Raw genomic sequence first — 18,185 nt, 5'->3', positions numbered from 1 at the left:
ATATCTAATCGATTTTAAATCCTTTAGCTCTTTTTCTGTCGGCCTGTCCAAATCTGTCAAAACTTTTCTAAATCCTGGTTTGGTCTTAGATTCAGCTTTAGAAAACAGTTCATCCATCGCAGCTTTGGTTTCTGTTTTAAGCGCATTGCGGGTTTCAAACAGCTCACTAACCACAGTATCAATTTCTGTATCAGTGGGTATTATAAACAGTTTATCTATCGAAGCCTTCAGTTCTGATTTAGTCAGGAATTTAGCTCCAGAAAACAGACCTTCCAGTGCTTTTCGAATTTCCTTTTCAGTTTTAATCTGTTTATATAATAAGGCTTTTTGGAAGTCTGTTTTATTCACATTGTCAACGCCAGAAAACAGTTTATCCAAAGCGTTATCGATTCCTGTTTTAGGTGCCTTTCTGATTTCACACAATTTATACGCCTCTGCTTTGACTTCTGTTTCAGTCACCTTTTCTTTGGTTTTTCTGAACAGTTCATTCATAACAGTGGTAATTTTTGTTTTAAATGCACCTGTAGCTGCGAACAATTTATGCAGTTCCACCACAATTTCTGCATCGCTCAAGAAATCCAGGCTATTTACCGCCGTGCTGACCTGTGCAGAAGTTGCCTCACCAGTGTCAAGAAACAATTCATTCACTGCCGCTTTAATTTCTGCTTTGGTCGCGTCTTTAGCAACTTTAACAACAATAGTATTATTTTTCTCCATTACTACAGTCGCCTTCTCAGAGACCAATGGAGCACGTAACACTTTTAGCAAACGCTCTTCAGGAATCATGCCAGCATCTCCTCAACTTGCTTCACCGCATCAGTAGTCATCACCACTGTATCAAAAGCGATCAGGCTAACTGGATCGATACTCGCAGCGTTGCAAACATCGACTTTGTATAGATTGCGAGCGGCCAAATACAACGTTTCATCAATTGCATTCGTTACAATCAGTACGTCTTTTAGATCCATTTCTTTAAGCTTTTGCACCAGCAACTTGGTTTTAGGTGCCGCAATAGAAAACTCTTCGACAAGGACCAGACGATCTTGACGTACAAGCTCTGATAAGATACATGTCATCGCACCACGATACATTTTTTTATTTACTTTTTGACTGTGATCCTGAGGTTTCGCAGCGAAAGTGACACCACCAGAACGCCAAACAGGGCTTTTTACAGAACCTGCTCGCGCACGGCCTGTCCCCTTTTGACGCCAGGGCTTCTTACCTGAACCCACTACTTCAGCGCGAGTTTTCTGAGCACGAGTACCTTGACGGGATCCTGCTGCATAAGCAACAACAACCTGATGTACCAGCGCTTCATTGAAATCACGCCCGAAGGTAGTTTCGGAAACAGTCAGCACGCCTGACGCGTCTTTTATTACCAATTCCATTCTATCTCCTCGACGCTACGCCTTGACAGCCGGTTTAACGATCAGATTGCCACCGGTCGCTCCCGGTACAGCACCTTTGACTAGCAATAGGTTGCGTTCAACATCAACACGCACTACATCCAGGCTTTGAATGGTTACGCGTTCATTACCTAACTGGCCGGCCATTTTTTTGCCTTTGAATACTTTACCCGGAGTCTGGTTTTGGCCGATAGAACCCGGAACACGGTGAGACAGGGAGTTACCGTGGGTAGCATCCTGAGTGCGGAAGTTCCAACGTTTTACCGTACCTGCAAAACCTTTACCTTTAGATGTTCCGGTAACATCGACTTTTTTAATATCTACGAAAATTTCGACGCTAATTTCGTTGCCAACAGTATACTCATGGCTTTCTGCAGAACGGAATTCCCACAAACCACGACCTGCTTTTACACCCGGTTTTTCACCCGTTTCTAAACCCATTCTTTTACGCGCATCTTCACGCGTTTCACGCGTTTTACGCGCTTTTTTGCTCACTGTTCTACCCAGTTTTACTTTACCCGCTTCGGCAAAGTGACCCGCCGCAGGTTTGTTCACACGACTTGCTTTTTTACTACCAGTAGTGACCTGAATGGCACAATAGCCATCGGTATCCAGGGTTTTAACCTGAGTCACCCTGTTTGCTTCCACTTCGATAACAGTTACCGGGATTGAAACACCTTCTTCGGTGAAGATACGTGTCATACCCAGTTTTTTACCAACTAAACCAATCATTGTTTCAACCTCTCAATCGTTCAATGACCTGATTAACTCAAGCTAATCTGCACATCGACACCAGCAGCGAGGTCAAGACGCATCAAAGCCTCAACGGTTGTCTCGGTTGGTTCAACGATATCAACCAGACGCTCATGAGTACGAATTTCATATTGATCGCGCGCGTCTTTATTGACATGCGGAGAAGTCAAAATAGTAAAACGCTCCTTACGGGTTGGCAATGGGATCGGTCCACGAACCCGCGAACCAGTACGTTTTGCAGTCTCGACGATTTTTCCTGTTGATTGATCGATCAAATGATGATCAAACGCTTTCAGGCGGATACGGATCCTTTGTTTCTGCATGAGACCAAAGCTCCAATTATTTATAAAACGTAAATAACCACCACCCACATCCTCCGATTAACGGGGAGAAGAGCGCAGTCGTTCAACATATAACTCCCCTATCGGGAGTATTTGTTTGCTGACATTATTAAGATACTGAGTGCCAGACTAACTTTATGACCCACCAAGACCAGGCGAGCCAGCGGGATTATACGTAAATCAAGATAGGAAGCAAGACAGTGTTGACAATCTTTGTAATAAAAAAACGAAAAGGGCACCGAAGTGCCCTTCTACTGCTTAGAAATTACTGGATAATCTTAGCAACAACACCCGCACCGATAGTACGACCACCTTCACGAATCGCAAAATGCAATCCTTCATCCATTGCTATCGCATGGATCAAGGTAACCTCCATCTCGATGCTATCACCTGGCATCGCCATTGCTACACCTTCTGGCAATTCAATAGCACCGGTTACATCAGTAGTACGGAAATAGAACTGTGGACGGTATTTATTGACAAAAGGAGTGTGACGACCACCTTCTTCTTTGGTAAGAACATAAATCTTTGCTTTGAACACAGTATGAGGTTTGATGCTACCTGGTTTACATAAGACTTGCCCACGTTCAATCTCTTCACGTTTAATACCACGTAACAAGACACCAACATTCTCACCCGCGAGGCCTTCATCGAGTAGTTTGCGGAACATCTCGATACCGGTAGCGACACTCTTAACCGTATCTTTAATACCAACGATTTCTACTTCATCACCCTTTTTAATAATACCTCGTTCTACACGACCGGTTACTACCGTACCACGGCCCTCGATACTAAACACATCTTCAATGGGTAACAGAAATGGCTTGTCAACATCACGTTTTGGCTCAGGGATATAGCTATCTAGATAATCAGCAAGCTCGATGATTTTCGCTTCCCATTTTTCCTCACCTTCTAGTGCTTTTAGTGCTGAACCTCGTACAACTGGCGTGTCCTCACCGGGGAACTCGTACTGAGTAAGAAGCTCACGAATTTCCATTTCAACCAATTCTAGTAGTTCTTCGTCATCAACCATATCGCATTTGTTCATAAATACGATCATGTAAGGCACACCAACCTGACGACCTAACAGAATGTGCTCACGCGTCTGTGGCATTGGGCCATCTGTTGCGGCAACAACCAAGATTGCCCCATCCATTTGAGCCGCACCGGTGATCATATTTTTTACGTAATCGGCATGTCCTGGGCAGTCAACGTGCGCATAGTGACGAGTCGGAGTATCATATTCAACATGAGAAGTATTGATGGTGATACCCCGCGCTTTTTCTTCCGGCGCGTTATCTATCTCATCAAATGCGCTAGCGGTACCGCCGTATGTTTTGGCCAATACTGAGGTAATAGCAGCAGTTAGGGTAGTTTTACCGTGGTCAACGTGGCCAATAGTACCTACGTTAACATGGAGCTTTTTACGTTCAAATTTTTCTTTAGACACGATTATTTCCTCACTCTAGTGCTCTTTGTTAAAGAAAGAACACTGAATCTAAATTTTAAAATCGCAAGCTTATTTAGCATTACGAGCTTCGATAATGGTACAAGCGACGTTCTGCGGCGCTTCATCGTACTGCTGAAATTCCATGGAGTAAGAAGCACGCCCCTGAGTCTGAGAACGCAGGTCAGTAGCATAACCGAACATTTCAGCCAACGGAACCTTAGCACGAATTGTCTTACCGGCAGCCGTATCTTCCATACCTTCGATCATACCACGACGACGATTCAAGTCACCGATAACATCACCCATATAGTCTTCTGATGTTTCAACCTCGACTTTCATGACGGGTTCCAACAAAACGGGTTTTGCTTTCATGAAACCCGCTTTGAACGCCATCAAACCTGCGAGTTTAAACGCAAGCTCCGAGGAGTCGACCTCATGGAAAGAGCCATCGAACAGGGTTACTTTAACGTCAACGATGGGGTAACTAGCCAAAACACCTGTCTTCAGCTGTTCTTTAATGCCTTTTTTTACCCCTGGGATGTATTCTTTTGGAATAACACCACCAACGATTTTATTAACAAATCTATAGCCTTCTTCTATATCTACTTCGTATCTTGCTCTTTCTTTTTCATCTTCTTCTTCATTGAAACTCAATGGTTCAATTTTTAGCCACACATGACCAAATTGACCACGACCACCCGACTGTTTGGCATGTTTTCCTTCTTGCTCAACAGTGGCCCGGATAGTTTCACGGTAAGCGACCTGAGGTTTACCAACGTTTGCTTCCACATTAAATTCACGGCGCATACGATCAACCAAAATCTCTAAATGCAATTCACCCATGCCAGAGATGATAGTTTGACCCGATTCCTCGTCAGTCCTTACACGAAAGGAGGGATCCTCTTTCGCCAAACGCCCTAAAGCCATACCCATTTTTTCCTGGTCGGCCTTGGTTTTCGGTTCTACAGCAACAGAGATAACCGGTTCTGGGAACTCCATTCGTTCAAGGATGATTACACTGTTCGGGTTCGGATCACATAAAGTCTCACCTGTCGTCACATCTTTCAGACCAATAGCGGCGGCAATATCACCCGCATGTACTTCTTTGATCTCTTCACGCTTATTAGCATGCATTTGCACAATACGGCCAAAGCGTTCACGCTGCCCTTTTACTGAGTTTAATACCGTATCACCGGACTTAACCACACCAGAATAAACGCGGAAGAAAGTAAGATTACCTACAAAAGGATCGCTGGCGATTTTAAAAGCCAATGCAGAAAACGGTTCTTCATCGCTAGATTGGCGCTCGGCGGGAGTATTATCACTCAACATCCCACCAATTGCTGGAACATCAGTGGGCGCTGGCAAATATTCGACAACAGCATCCAGCATGGCTTGTACGCCTTTATTTTTAAAGGCAGAACCACAGGTAACCAGGATGATCTCATTCCTCAATACCCGATCACGTAAACTTTTTTTGATCTCTTCTTCGGTCAGAGAATTACTGTCGGCGAAGAATTTATCCGTCAGTTCATCCGAAGCTTCAGCGGCGGCTGCAACCAGATGTTCACGCCATTCGTCAGCCAATGCTTGCATATCGGCCGGGATATCCTGATATTCGAAAGTAACTCCTTGATCAGAGTCATTCCAGTTGATGGCTTTCATTTTCACCAGATCGATAACACCGGTGAAATTATCTTCTGCACCTATAGCTAGCTGAATTGGCACTGGATTTGCGTTCAAACGATCTCGTAGCTGCCCAACAACACGTAGGAAGTTAGCACCCATACGATCCATTTTGTTGACGAACGCGATACGTGGAACTTTATATTTATTCGCCTGACGCCATACAGTTTCAGACTGTGGTTGAACACCACCCACAGCACAATAAACCATCACTGCGCCATCAAGAACACGCATGGAACGTTCCACTTCGATAGTGAAATCAACATGCCCTGGGGTATCAATAATGTTGATGTGATGAGATGCAAACTGTTCGGCCATACCAGACCAAAAGCAGGTAGTCGCAGCAGAAGTAATGGTGATCCCTCGCTCCTGCTCCTGCTCCATCCAGTCCATCGTTGCCGCCCCGTCATGCACTTCACCGATTTTATGATTTACACCGGTATAGAACAAAATACGCTCGGTAGTGGTTGTCTTACCAGCATCGATATGCGCACTGATACCGATATTGCGATAGTGCTCAATGGGCGTTTTACGGGCCATTTAATTTCTCCTAAAAACGTTCAGGTTAACCCATACCAAACCTGCTACTGCAGTGTTGCCATGGTTAGCATACTCCTGCTTAGTGATCAGCAGATGATAGTGAAATCACCAGCGGTAGTGGGCGAACGCTTTGTTAGCCTCGGCCATACGGTGAACATCTTCACGTTTTTTAACGGCAGCACCTTTGTTTTCTACTGCGTCGGACAATTCATTCGCTAGGCGCAAAGCCATTGATTTATCACCACGTTTACGCGCAGAATCAACGATCCAACGCATTGCCAAGGCATTACGGCGAACCGGACGGACTTCAACTGGCACCTGATAAGTAGAGCCACCGACACGACGCGACTTAACTTCTACCGTAGGACGTACATTGTCCAGCGCGACTTCAAAAGCTTCTAGATAATTTTTACCAGAGCGTTGAGCCAGGGTTTCCAGCGCGCTGTAGACGATGGCTTCAGCAGTAGATTTTTTACCATCTACCATCAGGATATTAACAAATTTGGCCAGTAGCTCAGATCCGAATTTAGGATCTGGCAAAATTTTACGTTGACCAACAACACGACGACGTGGCATGGAAATAACTCCGTTGTTAATTCAGGGTTGTCCAAAACTCTACGAGTTTATTTTGACATTAGAATGAAAATGTTTGGCCTTACTTAACGGAGAACCATTAAGATTTGGGCTTCTTCACACCGTATTTGGAACGTGCCTGTTTACGGTCTTTAACGCCCGAGCAGTCGAGTGCACCACGAACGACATGGTAACGAACACCAGGTAAGTCTTTAACACGACCACCACGAGTCAGAACCACTGAGTGCTCCTGCAGGTTATGGCCTTCACCACCGATATAAGAAGTCACTTCGAAACCGTTAGTTAAACGCACACGACACACTTTACGCATCGCAGAGTTAGGTTTTTTCGGTGTGGTGGTATACACGCGGGTACAAACACCACGTTTTTGCGGGCAAGCCTCCAGAGCAGGAACGTTGCTTTTCACAACCTTCCTGCTGCGGGGCTTACGAACCAGCTGGTTAATCGTTGTCATTATTAAACAAGCTCCTAATTTTTTTTCTGTGTAAACGGTGACAAATCTTCCTCCCTATGCATAGCTGGCAAAGTAAGAGGACGCAGAATTCTATGGCTGACAATGCAAGGAGTCAAGAAATATACAACATTGCCTGGGCTGTTATACCCTGTGGTGTTTACCATGCCAAGTACTGACGATGTTTGGTAGTGAGATCAACGAAAGCATGATAGTTGATCACCTCAACATGATCTGATATCTGATAACGCAAGCCACGCGCTACCAAATCATTTTCCAGTACAAACAGATTTTTCAGTTGACTTAACATCAAGTTATAAATTGCACCCTTCTTTACTAACGCCACCACGCCATCCTGCAAAAACAAGATGTCATCCTGTGGTGTCACTAATCTTAACAGAGAGGCTAAATCACATTGATACGGAGAACGACTGACACTGTACAACATATTGATATCTTATCCTGATTAATAACCTTAGAACCTGTTCCAAATCTTTCTCACTGTGCTCAAGGGAGGAAAAAATGCGCGAAAGAGCGCAGTTTACTCTTTTATATACAATAAAAGAGAGTAGATAAGCATTTTGAGCGTGTTTTTGACGAAGCATCAGTGAACACAAGAGATTTCGAATAGGTTCTTAAAATGTCAGTACAACATCATACGTTTTCAGTTGACGGCTCAAATCTGCTGGAGATAATAGGGTGACATCATCGATAGCCCATTCGCCGTTGATATCAAGCCCACGTTGCTCTAATGAAGTTGCACACAGATAGCATTTTTTCACATCGTACAGCGATAACACACCGAAAGTAGCAATGTAGTCTCGAGCTAGAATTTTTTCTGGCTGTTGCTGTGGTAACAGTTGCAACACACCATCAGCAATAAAGAACACCGCAACCCTGTCCGCATCATCCGTCAATGCCGAAACAGCAAGCAACGCATCCAACCCTTCTCTGCCTGCGGCGGAACCGTGAGGCGAGTGTGTGAAAACAAAGGCGACCGAGTTCATTTTTTCTTTCATTGTCGAACCATGTATCGGGGCTAAAATTGCACCACACGGTCACAGGTCCACAGCGCTTCAGCCAGCGTGCCCAAGCCGCTAAATGTAAAATTGGGTTGTAAGCTGGCCACGCCAAGATCACCCTGTACCGCTTGATCGCTGACACCACGCCGCAATGCTGCTGCTACGCAGACGTTGAGTGTTATCGCCTTATCGCGAGCTAACTTTTGCCATGCCCGCACCAGATCAAATTCGTCTGTGGCCGGTGCCGTCAATTGATTCGCGTTCAACACCCCTTCGCGATAAAAAAAAACGCTAGTCAACTGATGACCTGCAACCAACAACGCTTTTGCAAATTGATAAGCGCTGCTGGCTTGCTGAGTGCCGTATGCAGGGCCAGTAACCAGCAAACAATAGTTCAAACAGTGCATTGAACCTCCTGCGAAATCTACAGCGTTGAGCGATTATGGCGTCGAACACACAGACTGTTTGTAGCAGCTACTCAGTGGTCGCTACAGATTTTTCTTTTACTTTCGCCTCTTCTTTTTTTACAGGTTCCACGGCTTTTGCGGGGAGCACATCCAACAGCTCCACCTCGAACACCAGCGTAGATCCAGCAGGTATACTGCCTGGAACACCGTTTTTACCGTATGCCAGACTAGGTGGGATCACCAAAGTAATTTTGCCCCCTTTTTTCAGTTTTTTTAGACCTTCCTGCCAACCAACAATTACGCTATCAAGACGGAAAGAGGTTGCCTCACCACGCTTATAAGAGTTATCAAATTCAGTACCGTCAATCAGAGTGCCTTTATAATTAACTTTCACGGTATCGCTGTCTTTTGGCGTAACACCGGTTCCCGGCCTCTCTATTTTGTATAGCAGCCCCGATGCCATTTTCTTCACGTCGGATTTTTTAGCGAAAGAGTCACGGTACTCATCACCTTGTACCGCATTTTTCTTGGCAATCTCAGCATTTTTTGCAGCCTCTTGCGCCATTTTTACATTAGCCGCCGCTTTTACCTGTGCTTCAAACCCTTCCAGGGTTTTTCCAACTTCTTCATCGCTCAATTTATTCTCGTTAGCAAACGCATCTCGAACACCGGCAATAATCTGATCCTTATCCAATGTATAGATGCCGAGTTTTTTTTGTTCTGCAAACGCATTTTCCATATAGCTCGCGAGAGAAGCACCTAACGCATAAGCAGTTTGTTGCTCTGTATTTTTGAAGTGGCTATCCAGTGTGGGCTTGACAGGTTCTTTGGCGATTTCTTCCGCAGCCAAAGTCTGAGTAGTATTCAGGGTCAGTGCCAGGGTGCTTGCCAGCAGGGTGATTTTAAACAGTGACTTCATCTATCTCTCCAATGGCTTAAGCTGTTTTACTTAAGCAAAAATGACAAGAGCTGCATACTATAGCGTCCACGGCATAGAGAAAACAATCCTTACATTCATACAGGTTAAACGATTTTCACACTTTTTTACTGATTAATCCGTTAGAAAGCATATTAATTAAAAATTAAATCATAATTTCGGGGGCTTTTCGAAAGCATGTGAGCAGGATTTACTTATAATTCCTGAAATTTATTATTTAATGAGGAATTTTCATGTCATGTATAATTACAGTTTTTAATCCACTAAATATTTCCTCATTCCAAAATGTAGATAAAGCTTTCGAGCCTAAACTAACTTCTTGGGATAAATTTTTTGATTTTTTTAGAAAAATTATTTTTGGTGCCGACGAAACAAAAGAAGCGCAGTTGCGTAAAATATATGGTTATATATCTTCTGAAGATAATCGTATAGCAATAAAAAATGGCTTCTCGGATTTGATAAATAGCACTCCATACGATTATAAAAATAAATTTAATATAACGGTGGATTGGAATAAAAACGGGACAGTTATTAAGCTGAATTATGCAAATTCTTTAATAAAACAAATTAATCTAACAGCTGAAGAGAGAGACTTAGACGATTTTTTTTGTAGTCAACAACTACTACCAAAACAACAAGTAACAATAAACAGCAATAAACCAGCTTGTATACCAGCTAATACAAATTCAGCCAATGATTGGCGTTATCAATTTCGCGTACTAAGAGCTAATATTCAAAAAATCTATGATAGTGGTACTGTTTCTGCCCCAATTTCTAGCATTGAAAAATTACAAAGTGTTGTTAAACAATGTTTGGACGAAATTAGTAAAAAAGGGGGAGAACCTACTGATGAAATGATTATAAAACTTAGATACGCATTAAAAGAATTTAAGAAAATAGACTCCAACGAGTGGGAAAAAATTATAGATGCTTCGATTTGCGATGACAAAAACCCAATAAAAATAGAAATGGAAAAGGCCTATAAAAAAATAGATAAACTCTCTAATTTTCTTAAGATGGATAATAAGCATTTCAATCTAAATCAGATAGATGAAAAAGAACTCATAAAAATATTACTCACTTCGAGTCAAATGCCGGAACCAGTTCTTCAGGTGAAAAAGAAAGTTATTCAGGCTATAGGCCCTAATAAAGATAATAAATTTTTTTGCCGATTAGGTGAAACTCAAACATATATTACGACTTTACTAAAAAACTATGTTCAGAATTTTCTAACTCAGGTTCCCTTGTCACAATTTAAGACTAAAGAAGATCTTAACACATTGAAAGCAGCTCTCGAAACTCTAGATAACACATTAAAACCAGAAGACAGGCCCGGTATTTTGGCAGAACATCTTTGTGCTATAGAATCATTACTTACTTCTCCTTCTAACAAAAGATCTCATCGTGCTCATGATGAAAGAACGTGCCTTCTACCCGATGTGGGAACTTCTCGTGCTAGTAATGGAGGAAATGGGCTTCTATCACTTGCGAAAAAATTCCGTGAGGTTTCTGAACAATTGTCTTAAATTAAATAACTAGTTAGAGAAAAACATCATGATTAAAAGATGTTTTTCTCAGCATGAGACAACTATTTTTTCAATAATGAAAAGGATTTCATTTCCAATAAGTTGCTTAATTGACTGAGCCAGACCACCCAAAAAAGCCAGCGTTTTTATTTTAATAAAAAGTTACATTTGTTTATTTTAAAAAAAATAAAAAGTGTGGTTATCTAAGAACTTATTGGATGAAATTATAAAAACACCTTACTGAATGAGATAAAATGATAAAAAAGTAACTGTGTAATAGGAGATGGTTATGACTATGAGAGTAATGCCCGTAGGAGCATCAGGATCCGAACTGATTGTAGAACCATGTAAAACTGAAAAAAAGCAGCCACCTTCAAATAGATTCATAGATATTTTAAAGGAATTATTTGAATGGCTTAAAAGCATATTTACCAAATTTATAAGCGAAAGCGATATACAAGATACTTTGTTAAAAGCTCAAAAATATTCAGCGACTCCAAGTGATAAAAAAAATCAAAGTGAACTCATTACACAACTAACTGCCCTCATCAATAAATTGCCATACGATTTTAAAGAACACGTAGAGTATACTATTGATAAGATTAATAATAATATTATTATTACTTATGATACATATAGTACAACTATTAGCATAAATGGAGTAATAGACAATGGGGTAATAGACAATGTACTGAGGAAGGTTAATGATAAACTGAGGAAACTCAATCTGGTACTTGAGTTGAGCGATTTAAGAGTGACTCAGGAATTTGAAAACTGTCCGCCTAGCGCAGATTCCCAAACTACTCCCATAGTAGTGCCGCAAACTCTTTCGACTCTTCAGGAGTGTCCTAATGTTGTTATGGAAAATTCTAGCCCTACTGATAGTGTCGCTACTAAGATAGAACAAATAAAAAAAAATACAAACGAAGTTTTAGAAGAAATTATAGCATTCTTGAACATGAATCCTCCTCTTGAGCAAAACGATAAAAAACTAAGGACAACAAGAAGTGAAAGAATTATTGGGTCCCTAATGACGTACTCCTCAGCATTGGTAGAAAATATAGAAGAATTAAGTAATGTATGCTCAAAAGAAATACCTCCACAAGACTCACCAAATTTATGGTATCTAGATATATCAAACATAAAGATACTTGACAGTATCAAAGAATTATCTACTTTATCTAGCATACATAAAAGATATGAATCAGATAATGGTACGAATCCCGATTTCATGTCTGACTTCCATACAAAAATAAATGAAATCGTCTCTAACAACTCTTTAACAGTAGACATAAGTAACTTTCAAAATGAGTTAAATCGTATATTTGAGAAGGTTCAAAATATACTCAGTGTATTATCAACACAAAAAGAAGCTTAGATATACGATCCAAATTTTCAGCCCCATTTAAAACAAAAGATGCAAGGACCAACAAATGCCCCTATCTCCCCTCGAGAAACGGCTTGAAGATCTGGAAAGCCGATTAGCTTTCCAGGAAGCCACCATTGAAGAACTCAATCTAAGTGTGATTGAGCACCAGATGGCAATCACAAAATTGCAGGGGCATTTGCATTTGTTGAGTGAGAAATTACAAACATCACAGACTTCACTGTTAGCCTCTGCGGCGGAAGAAACTCCGCCGCCACACTATTAGAACCGGCTCGAAATTTCTTGCAAAACCGTAACCAATGGTATGAAGATTACCTCGAAATCCCTCACCGAGGGTAAAGACATCGGAAGAAATGCAAAAAAAACTGATTAGGAAAAATTAGCTATTACTTTTTGATAATTAACATGATTTGTATCATGACAGTGCCCATCGAAAGAATAATAAATGAAAAAAAATGTTGCCATAAATCATATAGCTATGATAACTCTGTATGTACTCAATTCGACAAAAGACAATAGATGACTCAATGATGAAAACAACTTTCCAAGTGATTAACCTACTCCTCATTAGCGTGGTGGTGATTCTTATCCCACCGTGCGGGGTTGCATTTGGAAGACGAAGGGCTTAGAAAAAAAAGCCAGAATCTCAAAAAACCCCCGAACCTTTCGGTGCGGGGGTTTTTTATTGGTCATTAAAAATGCGAGGAACATAGCATGAACAACAGAACAAAATACCGTTTTCCTCGTAAAAACAAAGGAAAATAACTATGAATGGTGCGCAATTTGTCGTTCAAGAGTTACATCAACAGGGTGTTGATACAGTATTCGGTTATCCCGGTGGCGCAATCATGCCACTCTACGATGCTCTGTATGACGGAGGTGTTGAACATCTGCTGTGTCGACATGAGCAAGGCGCAGTGATAGCGGCTATCGGTTATGCACGTACCAGCGGTAAAGTGGGTGTCTGTATTGCGACCTCCGGTCCTGGCGCCACCAATCTGGTCACAGGTCTGGCGGATGCTTTGTTAGATTCAGTGCCGATCATTGCCATTACCGGACAAGTCAGCTCTGCCGCTATCGGTACTGATGCCTTTCAAGAAATTGATATGCTGGGTTTATCACTGTCCTGTACCAAACACAGTTTTTTGGTTGAATCACTGGAAGCCTTGCCGCAGATCATGGCTGAAGCCTTTGCCATCGCTAACAGTGGACGTCCTGGACCGGTTTTAATCGATCTCCCCAAAAATATTCAGCTCGCCTGTGGTGAATTTATCTCTTATCCGCTCGCAACGAAAGCCCATTTTATCGATGCTGATGCGCAGTTACAGCAAGCTGACGCCCTGTTAGCCACCGCTAAAAAACCAATATTGTACGTTGGTGGCGGTGTAGGCATGGCTCAAGCGGTCACAGCATTGCGCAATTTTATTGCCCAAACGCATATTCCCACGGTAGTCACGCTAAAAGGATTAGGTGCCGCCGACAACAATCATCCCTGTTATCTGGGGATGTTAGGTATGCATGGCACTAAAGCGGCAAACTTAGCAGTACAGCAATGTGATTTGTTGATGGCGGTGGGTGCTCGTTTTGATGATCGTGTGACCGGTAAGCTGGATCAGTTCGCGCCCTTAGCAAAAGTCATTCACATGGATATCGACCCCGCAGAGTTAAATAAATTACGACGAGCGCACGTGACGTTGCAAGGCGACCTAAAAACCTTGCTGCCATCCTTGCAACAAGCCTTGCCGATCGAAAAATGGTGTGCAGAAGTCCTGGCATTAAAACAGCAATATTTCTGCCGTTATGATCATCCTGGTCAAGCCATTTACGCGCCGCTGTTATTGAAACAGATTTCCGAACGCAAAACGGCTTCCACCATTGTGACAACAGATGTTGGTCAACATCAGATGTGGGCAGCACAACATATGTCCTTTAGCTGTCCGGAAAATTTTATTACCTCGAGCGGGCTAGGCACTATGGGGTTTGGTATTCCCGCAGCCGTAGGCGCTCAGATGGCGCGCCCTGAAGATCAGGTGATCTGTGTAACCGGTGATGGCTCTTTTATGATGAACGTACAGGAATTAGGGACGATAAAACGTAAACAATTACCGCTAAAAATTGTTTTATTGGATAACCAGCGTTTGGGGATGGTTCGTCAGTGGCAGCAACTGTTTTTTGAGGCACGCTATAGCGAAACCAATTTGTCAGACAATCCCGATTTTATCACTCTGGCTAGCGCCTTCGATATCCCCGGTCAGTGTATTACCCGTAAGGATCAGGTTGAGGCCGCTTTGGCAACATTATTTGCCAGTGAAGGCCCCTACCTGCTGCAAGTTTGTATCGATGAACACGAAAACGTTTGGCCACTGGTTCCGCCAGGGGCATGTAATGCCACCATGATGGAGGATGTAAAATCATGAGACAACATCAGATTTCAATCAAAACCCGCTTTCGTCCTGAAATAATAGAGCGTGTTTTGCGCGTAGTACGTCATCGTGGCTTTTGTATTCACACAATGAATATGATGTCGATGACAAATAGCAATATTAATATTGAACTGACCGTTGCCAGCCAACGCCCAGTCGATTTACTTTCTTCTCAGCTCAATAAATTAATGGATGTCACCCATGTTGAGATCGTGCAACCCACGTACAGGACAACTACCGATGTAGCAAAGGCGACATAACATGATCACTTTTATTGAACATATTTAATATCAATATATTAACCATAATTAATACATTCAAATTATACAACTTCTGTTATACAAACTCCTGCATGATCACTCAGAGGAAAAAGTAAGATGACAAAAAAAGCAGATTATATTTGGTTCAACGGTGAGATGGTGCCCTGGGCAGAGGCAAAAATTCATGTGATGTCACATGCACTGCATTATGGTACCTCGGTTTTCGAAGGCCTGCGCTGTTATGAATCTTACAAGGGTGCCGTCATCTTTCGTCATCGTGAACACATGCAACGTTTACATGATTCGGCCAAGATTTATCGCATGCCCATCACAGAATCCGTTGATGAATTAATGGCTGCCAGCCGACAAACCTTACGTAAAAATAAATTGACCTGTGCTTATCTTCGTCCATTGGTGTTTATCGGTGATGTCGGAATGGGTGTCAATCCACCAGAAAATTACGAAACAGATGTGATTATTGCCGCTTTTCCTTGGGGTGCCTATTTGGGCAAGGAAGCACTCGAAGAAGGGATTGATGCAATGGTTTCCTCTTGGCACAGGATGGCACCTAATACCATCCCCACCACCGCGAAAGCCGCGGGTAATTATCTTTCTTCTTTATTGGTGAGTAGCGAAGCACGTCGCCACGGCTATCAAGAAGGGATTGCGTTAGATGTGCATGGCTATCTCTCTGAAGGAGCAGGTGAAAACCTGTTTGAAGTAAAAAACGGGGTGATCTTTACACCCCCCTCGACCTCTGCGGCGCTGCCAGGTATCACCCGTGATGCGATTATCACATTGGCTAAAAACAGTGGGCTGGAAGTGCGTGAACAGGTGTTATCCCGCGAGTCACTTTACTTGGCAGATGAAATTTTTATGTCCGGTACCGCGGCAGAAATCACACCGGTACGCAGTGTGGATGGTATTCAAATTGGTAGCGGTAGATGTGGCTGCATCACCAAACGGATCCAACAGGCATTTTTTGGTTTGTTTAATGGTGAAACTGAAGACAAATGGGGCTGGTTGGATCCCGTCAATCCAACAGAAAATTTCGCACGAGATCTTTACGAGTGCTCAAAACCTGTGCGAAACCGTCATCAGCGAACACAACAGATTTCGAACAGATCTTCAGAGGAGAGTAAAACATAATGCCTAAATACCGTTCCCATACCACTACCCACGGTCGCAATATGGCGGGCGCGCGAGCGCTGTGGCGCGCTACCGGTATGACTGATGAAGACTTCGGCAAACCGATTATTGCCGTCGTAAACTCTTTTACCCAATTTGTACCTGGGCATGTGCATTTGCGTAATTTGGGTAAATTGGTCGCCGAACAAATTGAAGCCTGCGGTGGTGTTGCAAAAGAGTTCAATACCATTGCTGTGGACGATGGTATTGCCATGGGCCACGGCGGCATGTTGTATTCACTGCCTTCACGCGAATTAATTGCCGATTCAGTAGAATATATGGTCAATGCACATTGCGCTGATGCAATGGTCTGCATTTCCAATTGTGACAAAATTACCCCCGGTATGCTGATGGCCGCTTTACGGCTCAATATTCCGGTTATTTTTGTTTCCGGTGGACCAATGGAAGCCGGTAAAACGAAATTATCGGATCAAATTATCAAGCTTGATTTAGTGGATGCGATGATCCAGGGTGCCAATCCCGCAGTCAGTGATCAAGAGAGCGCACAAATTGAACGTTCCGCTTGCCCGACCTGTGGTTCCTGTTCTGGCATGTTTACCGCTAATTCGATGAATTGCCTCAATGAAGCGCTAGGCTTGGCGTTGCCAGGGAATGGTTCTCTACTAGCAACACATGCCGATCGTAAAGAATTATTTCTTGCTGCCGGTCAACATATTGTTACTTTGACTCGACGCCATTATGAAGGAGATGACGACGGGGCACTGCCACGTAGTATCGCCAATAAAGCCGCGTTTGAAAATGCGATGACACTGGATATTGCAATGGGTGGCTCTACCAATACAGTGTTGCATTTGCTGGCTGCCGCGCAGGAAGGTGAGATTGATTTCACCATGGAAGATATTGATCGTCTATCACGTAAAGTCCCTCATCTGTGCAAGGTGGCACCTAGCAGCGCAAAATATCATATGGAGGATGTACATCGCGCCGGTGGAGTCATGGCTATTTTGGGCGAACTTTATCGTGCAGGCTTACTGAATACGGACGTTAACAATGTGTTGGGTCTGAATCTGCTGCAAACACTGACGGCCTATGATGTGATACTCACCCATGATGATAAAGTTAAAAAAATGTATGCCGCGGGTCCGGCAGGGATCCGCACTACCAAAGCGTTTTCACAGCAGTGCCGCTATCCCTCATTAGATATCGATCGTCAGCAAGGGTGTATCCGTGACCACCAGCATGCATACAGTCAGGATGGCGGTTTAGCGGTGTTATACGGCAATATCGCTGCCGACGGCTGTATCGTAAAAACCGCAGGGGTGGATCAGGATAATTTAATTTTCAGGGGCGTCGCCAAAGTATATGAAAGCCAAGACGACGCGGTTACCGCCATTTTAAGCGGTCAAGTGATGGCCGGTGATGTCGTAGTGATCCGCTACGAGGGACCGAAAGGGGGCCTGGTATGCAAGAAATGCTTTATCCGACCACCTATTTAAAATCGATGGGATTAGGTAAAAGCTGTGCCTTGATTACCGATGGTCGTTTTTCCGGCGGGACATCAGGTTTATCCATTGGTCACGTTTCCCCTGAAGCCGCCAGCGGTGGCGTGATCGGTTTAGTCCAGGATGGAGACATCATCTCTATCAATATCCCGCAACGCAGTATGAAATTGAATATTACTGACAGCGAACTGCTGACACGGCACTGTGCTGAGTTAGCCCGTGGTGATCGTGCATGGACCCCACAAACCCGTAAACGGCAAGTTTCTTACGCGTTGCGGGCTTATGCGCTCTTGGCAACCAGCGCTGATCAAGGTGCCGTCCGTGATAAAAGTAAATTAGGAAGCAAATAAT

Annotated in this window: 17 protein-coding genes and 3 pseudogenes; 8 read left to right on the top strand and 12 right to left on the bottom strand. The window is 43.2% G+C overall.

Features of this window, described 5'->3' with window-relative positions:
* Positions 1 to 633 precede the first annotated feature (633 nt).
* From rplW to fkpA, 12 genes and pseudogenes are all read right to left on the bottom strand, one after another.
* Positions 634 to 786 (bottom strand): annotated as a pseudogene (rplW, locus tag CCS41_RS11025) (50S ribosomal protein L23); the annotation flags it as partial.
* Complete coding sequence (rplD, locus tag CCS41_RS11020; RefSeq protein ID WP_072550021.1) at positions 783 to 1,388, bottom strand: 50S ribosomal protein L4; 606 nt, start codon at positions 1,386 to 1,388, stop codon at positions 783 to 785. The pseudogene rplW and the gene rplD, both read right to left, overlap by 4 nt.
* 15 nt (positions 1,389 to 1,403) lie before the next feature.
* The gene (rplC, locus tag CCS41_RS11015; RefSeq protein ID WP_072550020.1) at positions 1,404 to 2,138 is read right to left on the bottom strand and encodes a 50S ribosomal protein L3; all 735 of its coding nucleotides are present in this window, start codon (positions 2,136 to 2,138) and stop codon (positions 1,404 to 1,406) included.
* Positions 2,139 to 2,170: 32 nt separating this feature from the next.
* On the bottom strand, positions 2,171 to 2,482 hold the full coding sequence (gene rpsJ, locus CCS41_RS11010) for a 30S ribosomal protein S10 (RefSeq protein ID WP_072550069.1): 312 nt from the start codon (positions 2,480 to 2,482) through the stop codon (positions 2,171 to 2,173).
* A gap of 283 nt (positions 2,483 to 2,765) precedes the next feature.
* The gene (gene tuf, locus CCS41_RS11005) at positions 2,766 to 3,950 is read right to left on the bottom strand and encodes an elongation factor Tu (protein ID WP_072550019.1); all 1,185 of its coding nucleotides are present in this window, start codon (positions 3,948 to 3,950) and stop codon (positions 2,766 to 2,768) included.
* Between the two features lie 69 nt (positions 3,951 to 4,019).
* On the bottom strand, positions 4,020 to 6,176 hold the full coding sequence (fusA, locus tag CCS41_RS11000; RefSeq protein ID WP_072550018.1) for an elongation factor G: 2,157 nt from the start codon (positions 6,174 to 6,176) through the stop codon (positions 4,020 to 4,022).
* 105 nt (positions 6,177 to 6,281) lie between these two features.
* Positions 6,282 to 6,752, bottom strand: coding sequence for a 30S ribosomal protein S7 (gene rpsG, locus CCS41_RS10995; RefSeq protein ID WP_072550017.1), 471 nt, complete (start codon positions 6,750 to 6,752; stop codon positions 6,282 to 6,284).
* A 97-nt stretch (positions 6,753 to 6,849) separates the two neighbouring features.
* Entirely contained in the window at positions 6,850 to 7,224 is a 375-nt protein-coding gene (gene rpsL, locus CCS41_RS10990) for a 30S ribosomal protein S12 (RefSeq protein WP_072550016.1), read from the bottom strand.
* A gap of 157 nt (positions 7,225 to 7,381) precedes the next feature.
* Complete coding sequence (gene tusB / locus CCS41_RS10985) at positions 7,382 to 7,669, bottom strand: sulfurtransferase complex subunit TusB (protein WP_072550015.1); 288 nt, start codon at positions 7,667 to 7,669, stop codon at positions 7,382 to 7,384.
* 187 nt (positions 7,670 to 7,856) lie between these two features.
* Complete coding sequence (gene tusC, locus CCS41_RS10980; protein ID WP_119797764.1) at positions 7,857 to 8,228, bottom strand: sulfurtransferase complex subunit TusC; 372 nt, start codon at positions 8,226 to 8,228, stop codon at positions 7,857 to 7,859.
* A 32-nt stretch (positions 8,229 to 8,260) separates the two neighbouring features.
* Positions 8,261 to 8,650 carry a sulfurtransferase complex subunit TusD gene (gene tusD / locus CCS41_RS10975; RefSeq protein ID WP_072550013.1) on the bottom strand — a complete coding sequence of 130 codons (390 nt, stop codon included), beginning with the start codon at positions 8,648 to 8,650 and terminating at the stop codon, positions 8,261 to 8,263.
* A 67-nt stretch (positions 8,651 to 8,717) separates the two neighbouring features.
* Positions 8,718 to 9,569 carry an FKBP-type peptidyl-prolyl cis-trans isomerase gene (fkpA, locus tag CCS41_RS10970; RefSeq protein WP_072550012.1) on the bottom strand — a complete coding sequence of 284 codons (852 nt, stop codon included), beginning with the start codon at positions 9,567 to 9,569 and terminating at the stop codon, positions 8,718 to 8,720.
* A gap of 251 nt (positions 9,570 to 9,820) precedes the next feature.
* Here fkpA and CCS41_RS10965 point away from each other — a divergent pair, with 251 nt between their 5' ends.
* The 8 genes and pseudogenes from CCS41_RS10965 to ilvD all read left to right on the top strand — a co-directional run bounded on the left by CCS41_RS10965 (position 9,821) and on the right by ilvD (position 18,184).
* Positions 9,821 to 11,113 carry a hypothetical protein gene (locus CCS41_RS10965; RefSeq protein WP_072550011.1) on the top strand — a complete coding sequence of 431 codons (1,293 nt, stop codon included), beginning with the start codon at positions 9,821 to 9,823 and terminating at the stop codon, positions 11,111 to 11,113.
* A 289-nt stretch (positions 11,114 to 11,402) separates the two neighbouring features.
* Positions 11,403 to 12,491: a hypothetical protein gene (locus CCS41_RS10960; RefSeq protein ID WP_072550010.1), complete on the top strand. Its 1,089-nt coding sequence runs from the start codon at positions 11,403 to 11,405 to the stop codon at positions 12,489 to 12,491.
* A gap of 55 nt (positions 12,492 to 12,546) precedes the next feature.
* Positions 12,547 to 12,765, top strand: a complete 219-nt coding sequence (locus CCS41_RS10955; RefSeq protein WP_072550009.1) for a SlyX family protein — start codon at positions 12,547 to 12,549, stop codon at positions 12,763 to 12,765.
* A gap of 265 nt (positions 12,766 to 13,030) precedes the next feature.
* A complete protein-coding gene (gene ilvL / locus CCS41_RS10950) occupies positions 13,031 to 13,129 on the top strand; it encodes an ilv operon leader peptide (protein WP_119797763.1) in 99 nt (32 codons plus the stop codon).
* A 138-nt stretch (positions 13,130 to 13,267) separates the two neighbouring features.
* On the top strand, positions 13,268 to 14,917 hold the full coding sequence (gene ilvG, locus CCS41_RS10945) for an acetolactate synthase 2 catalytic subunit (protein WP_072550007.1): 1,650 nt from the start codon (positions 13,268 to 13,270) through the stop codon (positions 14,915 to 14,917).
* Positions 14,914 to 15,183: an acetolactate synthase 2 small subunit gene (ilvM, locus tag CCS41_RS10940; RefSeq protein ID WP_072550006.1), complete on the top strand. Its 270-nt coding sequence runs from the start codon at positions 14,914 to 14,916 to the stop codon at positions 15,181 to 15,183. The genes ilvG and ilvM overlap by 4 nt, the downstream gene beginning before the upstream one ends.
* Positions 15,184 to 15,300: 117 nt before the next feature.
* A pseudogene (locus CCS41_RS10935) lies at positions 15,301 to 16,224 on the top strand (branched-chain amino acid transaminase); the annotation flags it as partial.
* 107 nt (positions 16,225 to 16,331) lie between these two features.
* Positions 16,332 to 18,184 (top strand): annotated as a pseudogene (gene ilvD / locus CCS41_RS10930) (dihydroxy-acid dehydratase).
* Position 18,185 lies beyond the last annotated feature (1 nt).

It is taken from the genome of Candidatus Fukatsuia symbiotica, from assembly GCF_003122425.1.
In the GTDB taxonomy this organism is placed as follows: Bacteria; Pseudomonadota; Gammaproteobacteria; order Enterobacterales; family Enterobacteriaceae; genus Fukatsuia; species Fukatsuia symbiotica.
The sequence above is the reverse complement of the archived record's forward strand: the minus strand, read 5'-3'. Positions and strand labels throughout refer to the sequence as shown.

Excerpts from the sequence above, each read along its gene's own strand:
- rplD (WP_072550021.1), bottom strand. The coding sequence starts at position 1,388 with ATGGAATTGGTAATAAAAGACGCGTCAGGCGTGCTGACTGTTTCCGAA.
- rplC (WP_072550020.1), bottom strand. The coding sequence starts at position 2,138 with ATGATTGGTTTAGTTGGTAAAAAACTGGGTATGACACGTATCTTCACC.
- rpsJ (WP_072550069.1), bottom strand. The coding sequence starts at position 2,482 with ATGCAGAAACAAAGGATCCGTATCCGCCTGAAAGCGTTTGATCATCAT.
- fusA (WP_072550018.1), bottom strand. The coding sequence starts at position 6,176 with ATGGCCCGTAAAACGCCCATTGAGCACTATCGCAATATCGGTATCAGT.
- rpsG (WP_072550017.1), bottom strand. The coding sequence starts at position 6,752 with ATGCCACGTCGTCGTGTTGTTGGTCAACGTAAAATTTTGCCAGATCCT.
- rpsL (WP_072550016.1), bottom strand. The coding sequence starts at position 7,224 with ATGACAACGATTAACCAGCTGGTTCGTAAGCCCCGCAGCAGGAAGGTT.
- tusB (WP_072550015.1), bottom strand. The coding sequence starts at position 7,669 with ATGTTGTACAGTGTCAGTCGTTCTCCGTATCAATGTGATTTAGCCTCT.
- tusC (WP_119797764.1), bottom strand. The coding sequence starts at position 8,228 with ATGAACTCGGTCGCCTTTGTTTTCACACACTCGCCTCACGGTTCCGCC.
- tusD (WP_072550013.1), bottom strand. The coding sequence starts at position 8,650 with ATGCACTGTTTGAACTATTGTTTGCTGGTTACTGGCCCTGCATACGGC.
- fkpA (WP_072550012.1), bottom strand. The coding sequence starts at position 9,569 with ATGAAGTCACTGTTTAAAATCACCCTGCTGGCAAGCACCCTGGCACTG.
- CCS41_RS10965 (WP_072550011.1), top strand. The coding sequence starts at position 9,821 with ATGTCATGTATAATTACAGTTTTTAATCCACTAAATATTTCCTCATTC.
- CCS41_RS10960 (WP_072550010.1), top strand. The coding sequence starts at position 11,403 with ATGACTATGAGAGTAATGCCCGTAGGAGCATCAGGATCCGAACTGATT.
- CCS41_RS10955 (WP_072550009.1), top strand. The coding sequence starts at position 12,547 with ATGCCCCTATCTCCCCTCGAGAAACGGCTTGAAGATCTGGAAAGCCGA.
- ilvL (WP_119797763.1), top strand. The coding sequence starts at position 13,031 with ATGAAAACAACTTTCCAAGTGATTAACCTACTCCTCATTAGCGTGGTG.
- ilvG (WP_072550007.1), top strand. The coding sequence starts at position 13,268 with ATGAATGGTGCGCAATTTGTCGTTCAAGAGTTACATCAACAGGGTGTT.
- ilvM (WP_072550006.1), top strand. The coding sequence starts at position 14,914 with ATGAGACAACATCAGATTTCAATCAAAACCCGCTTTCGTCCTGAAATA.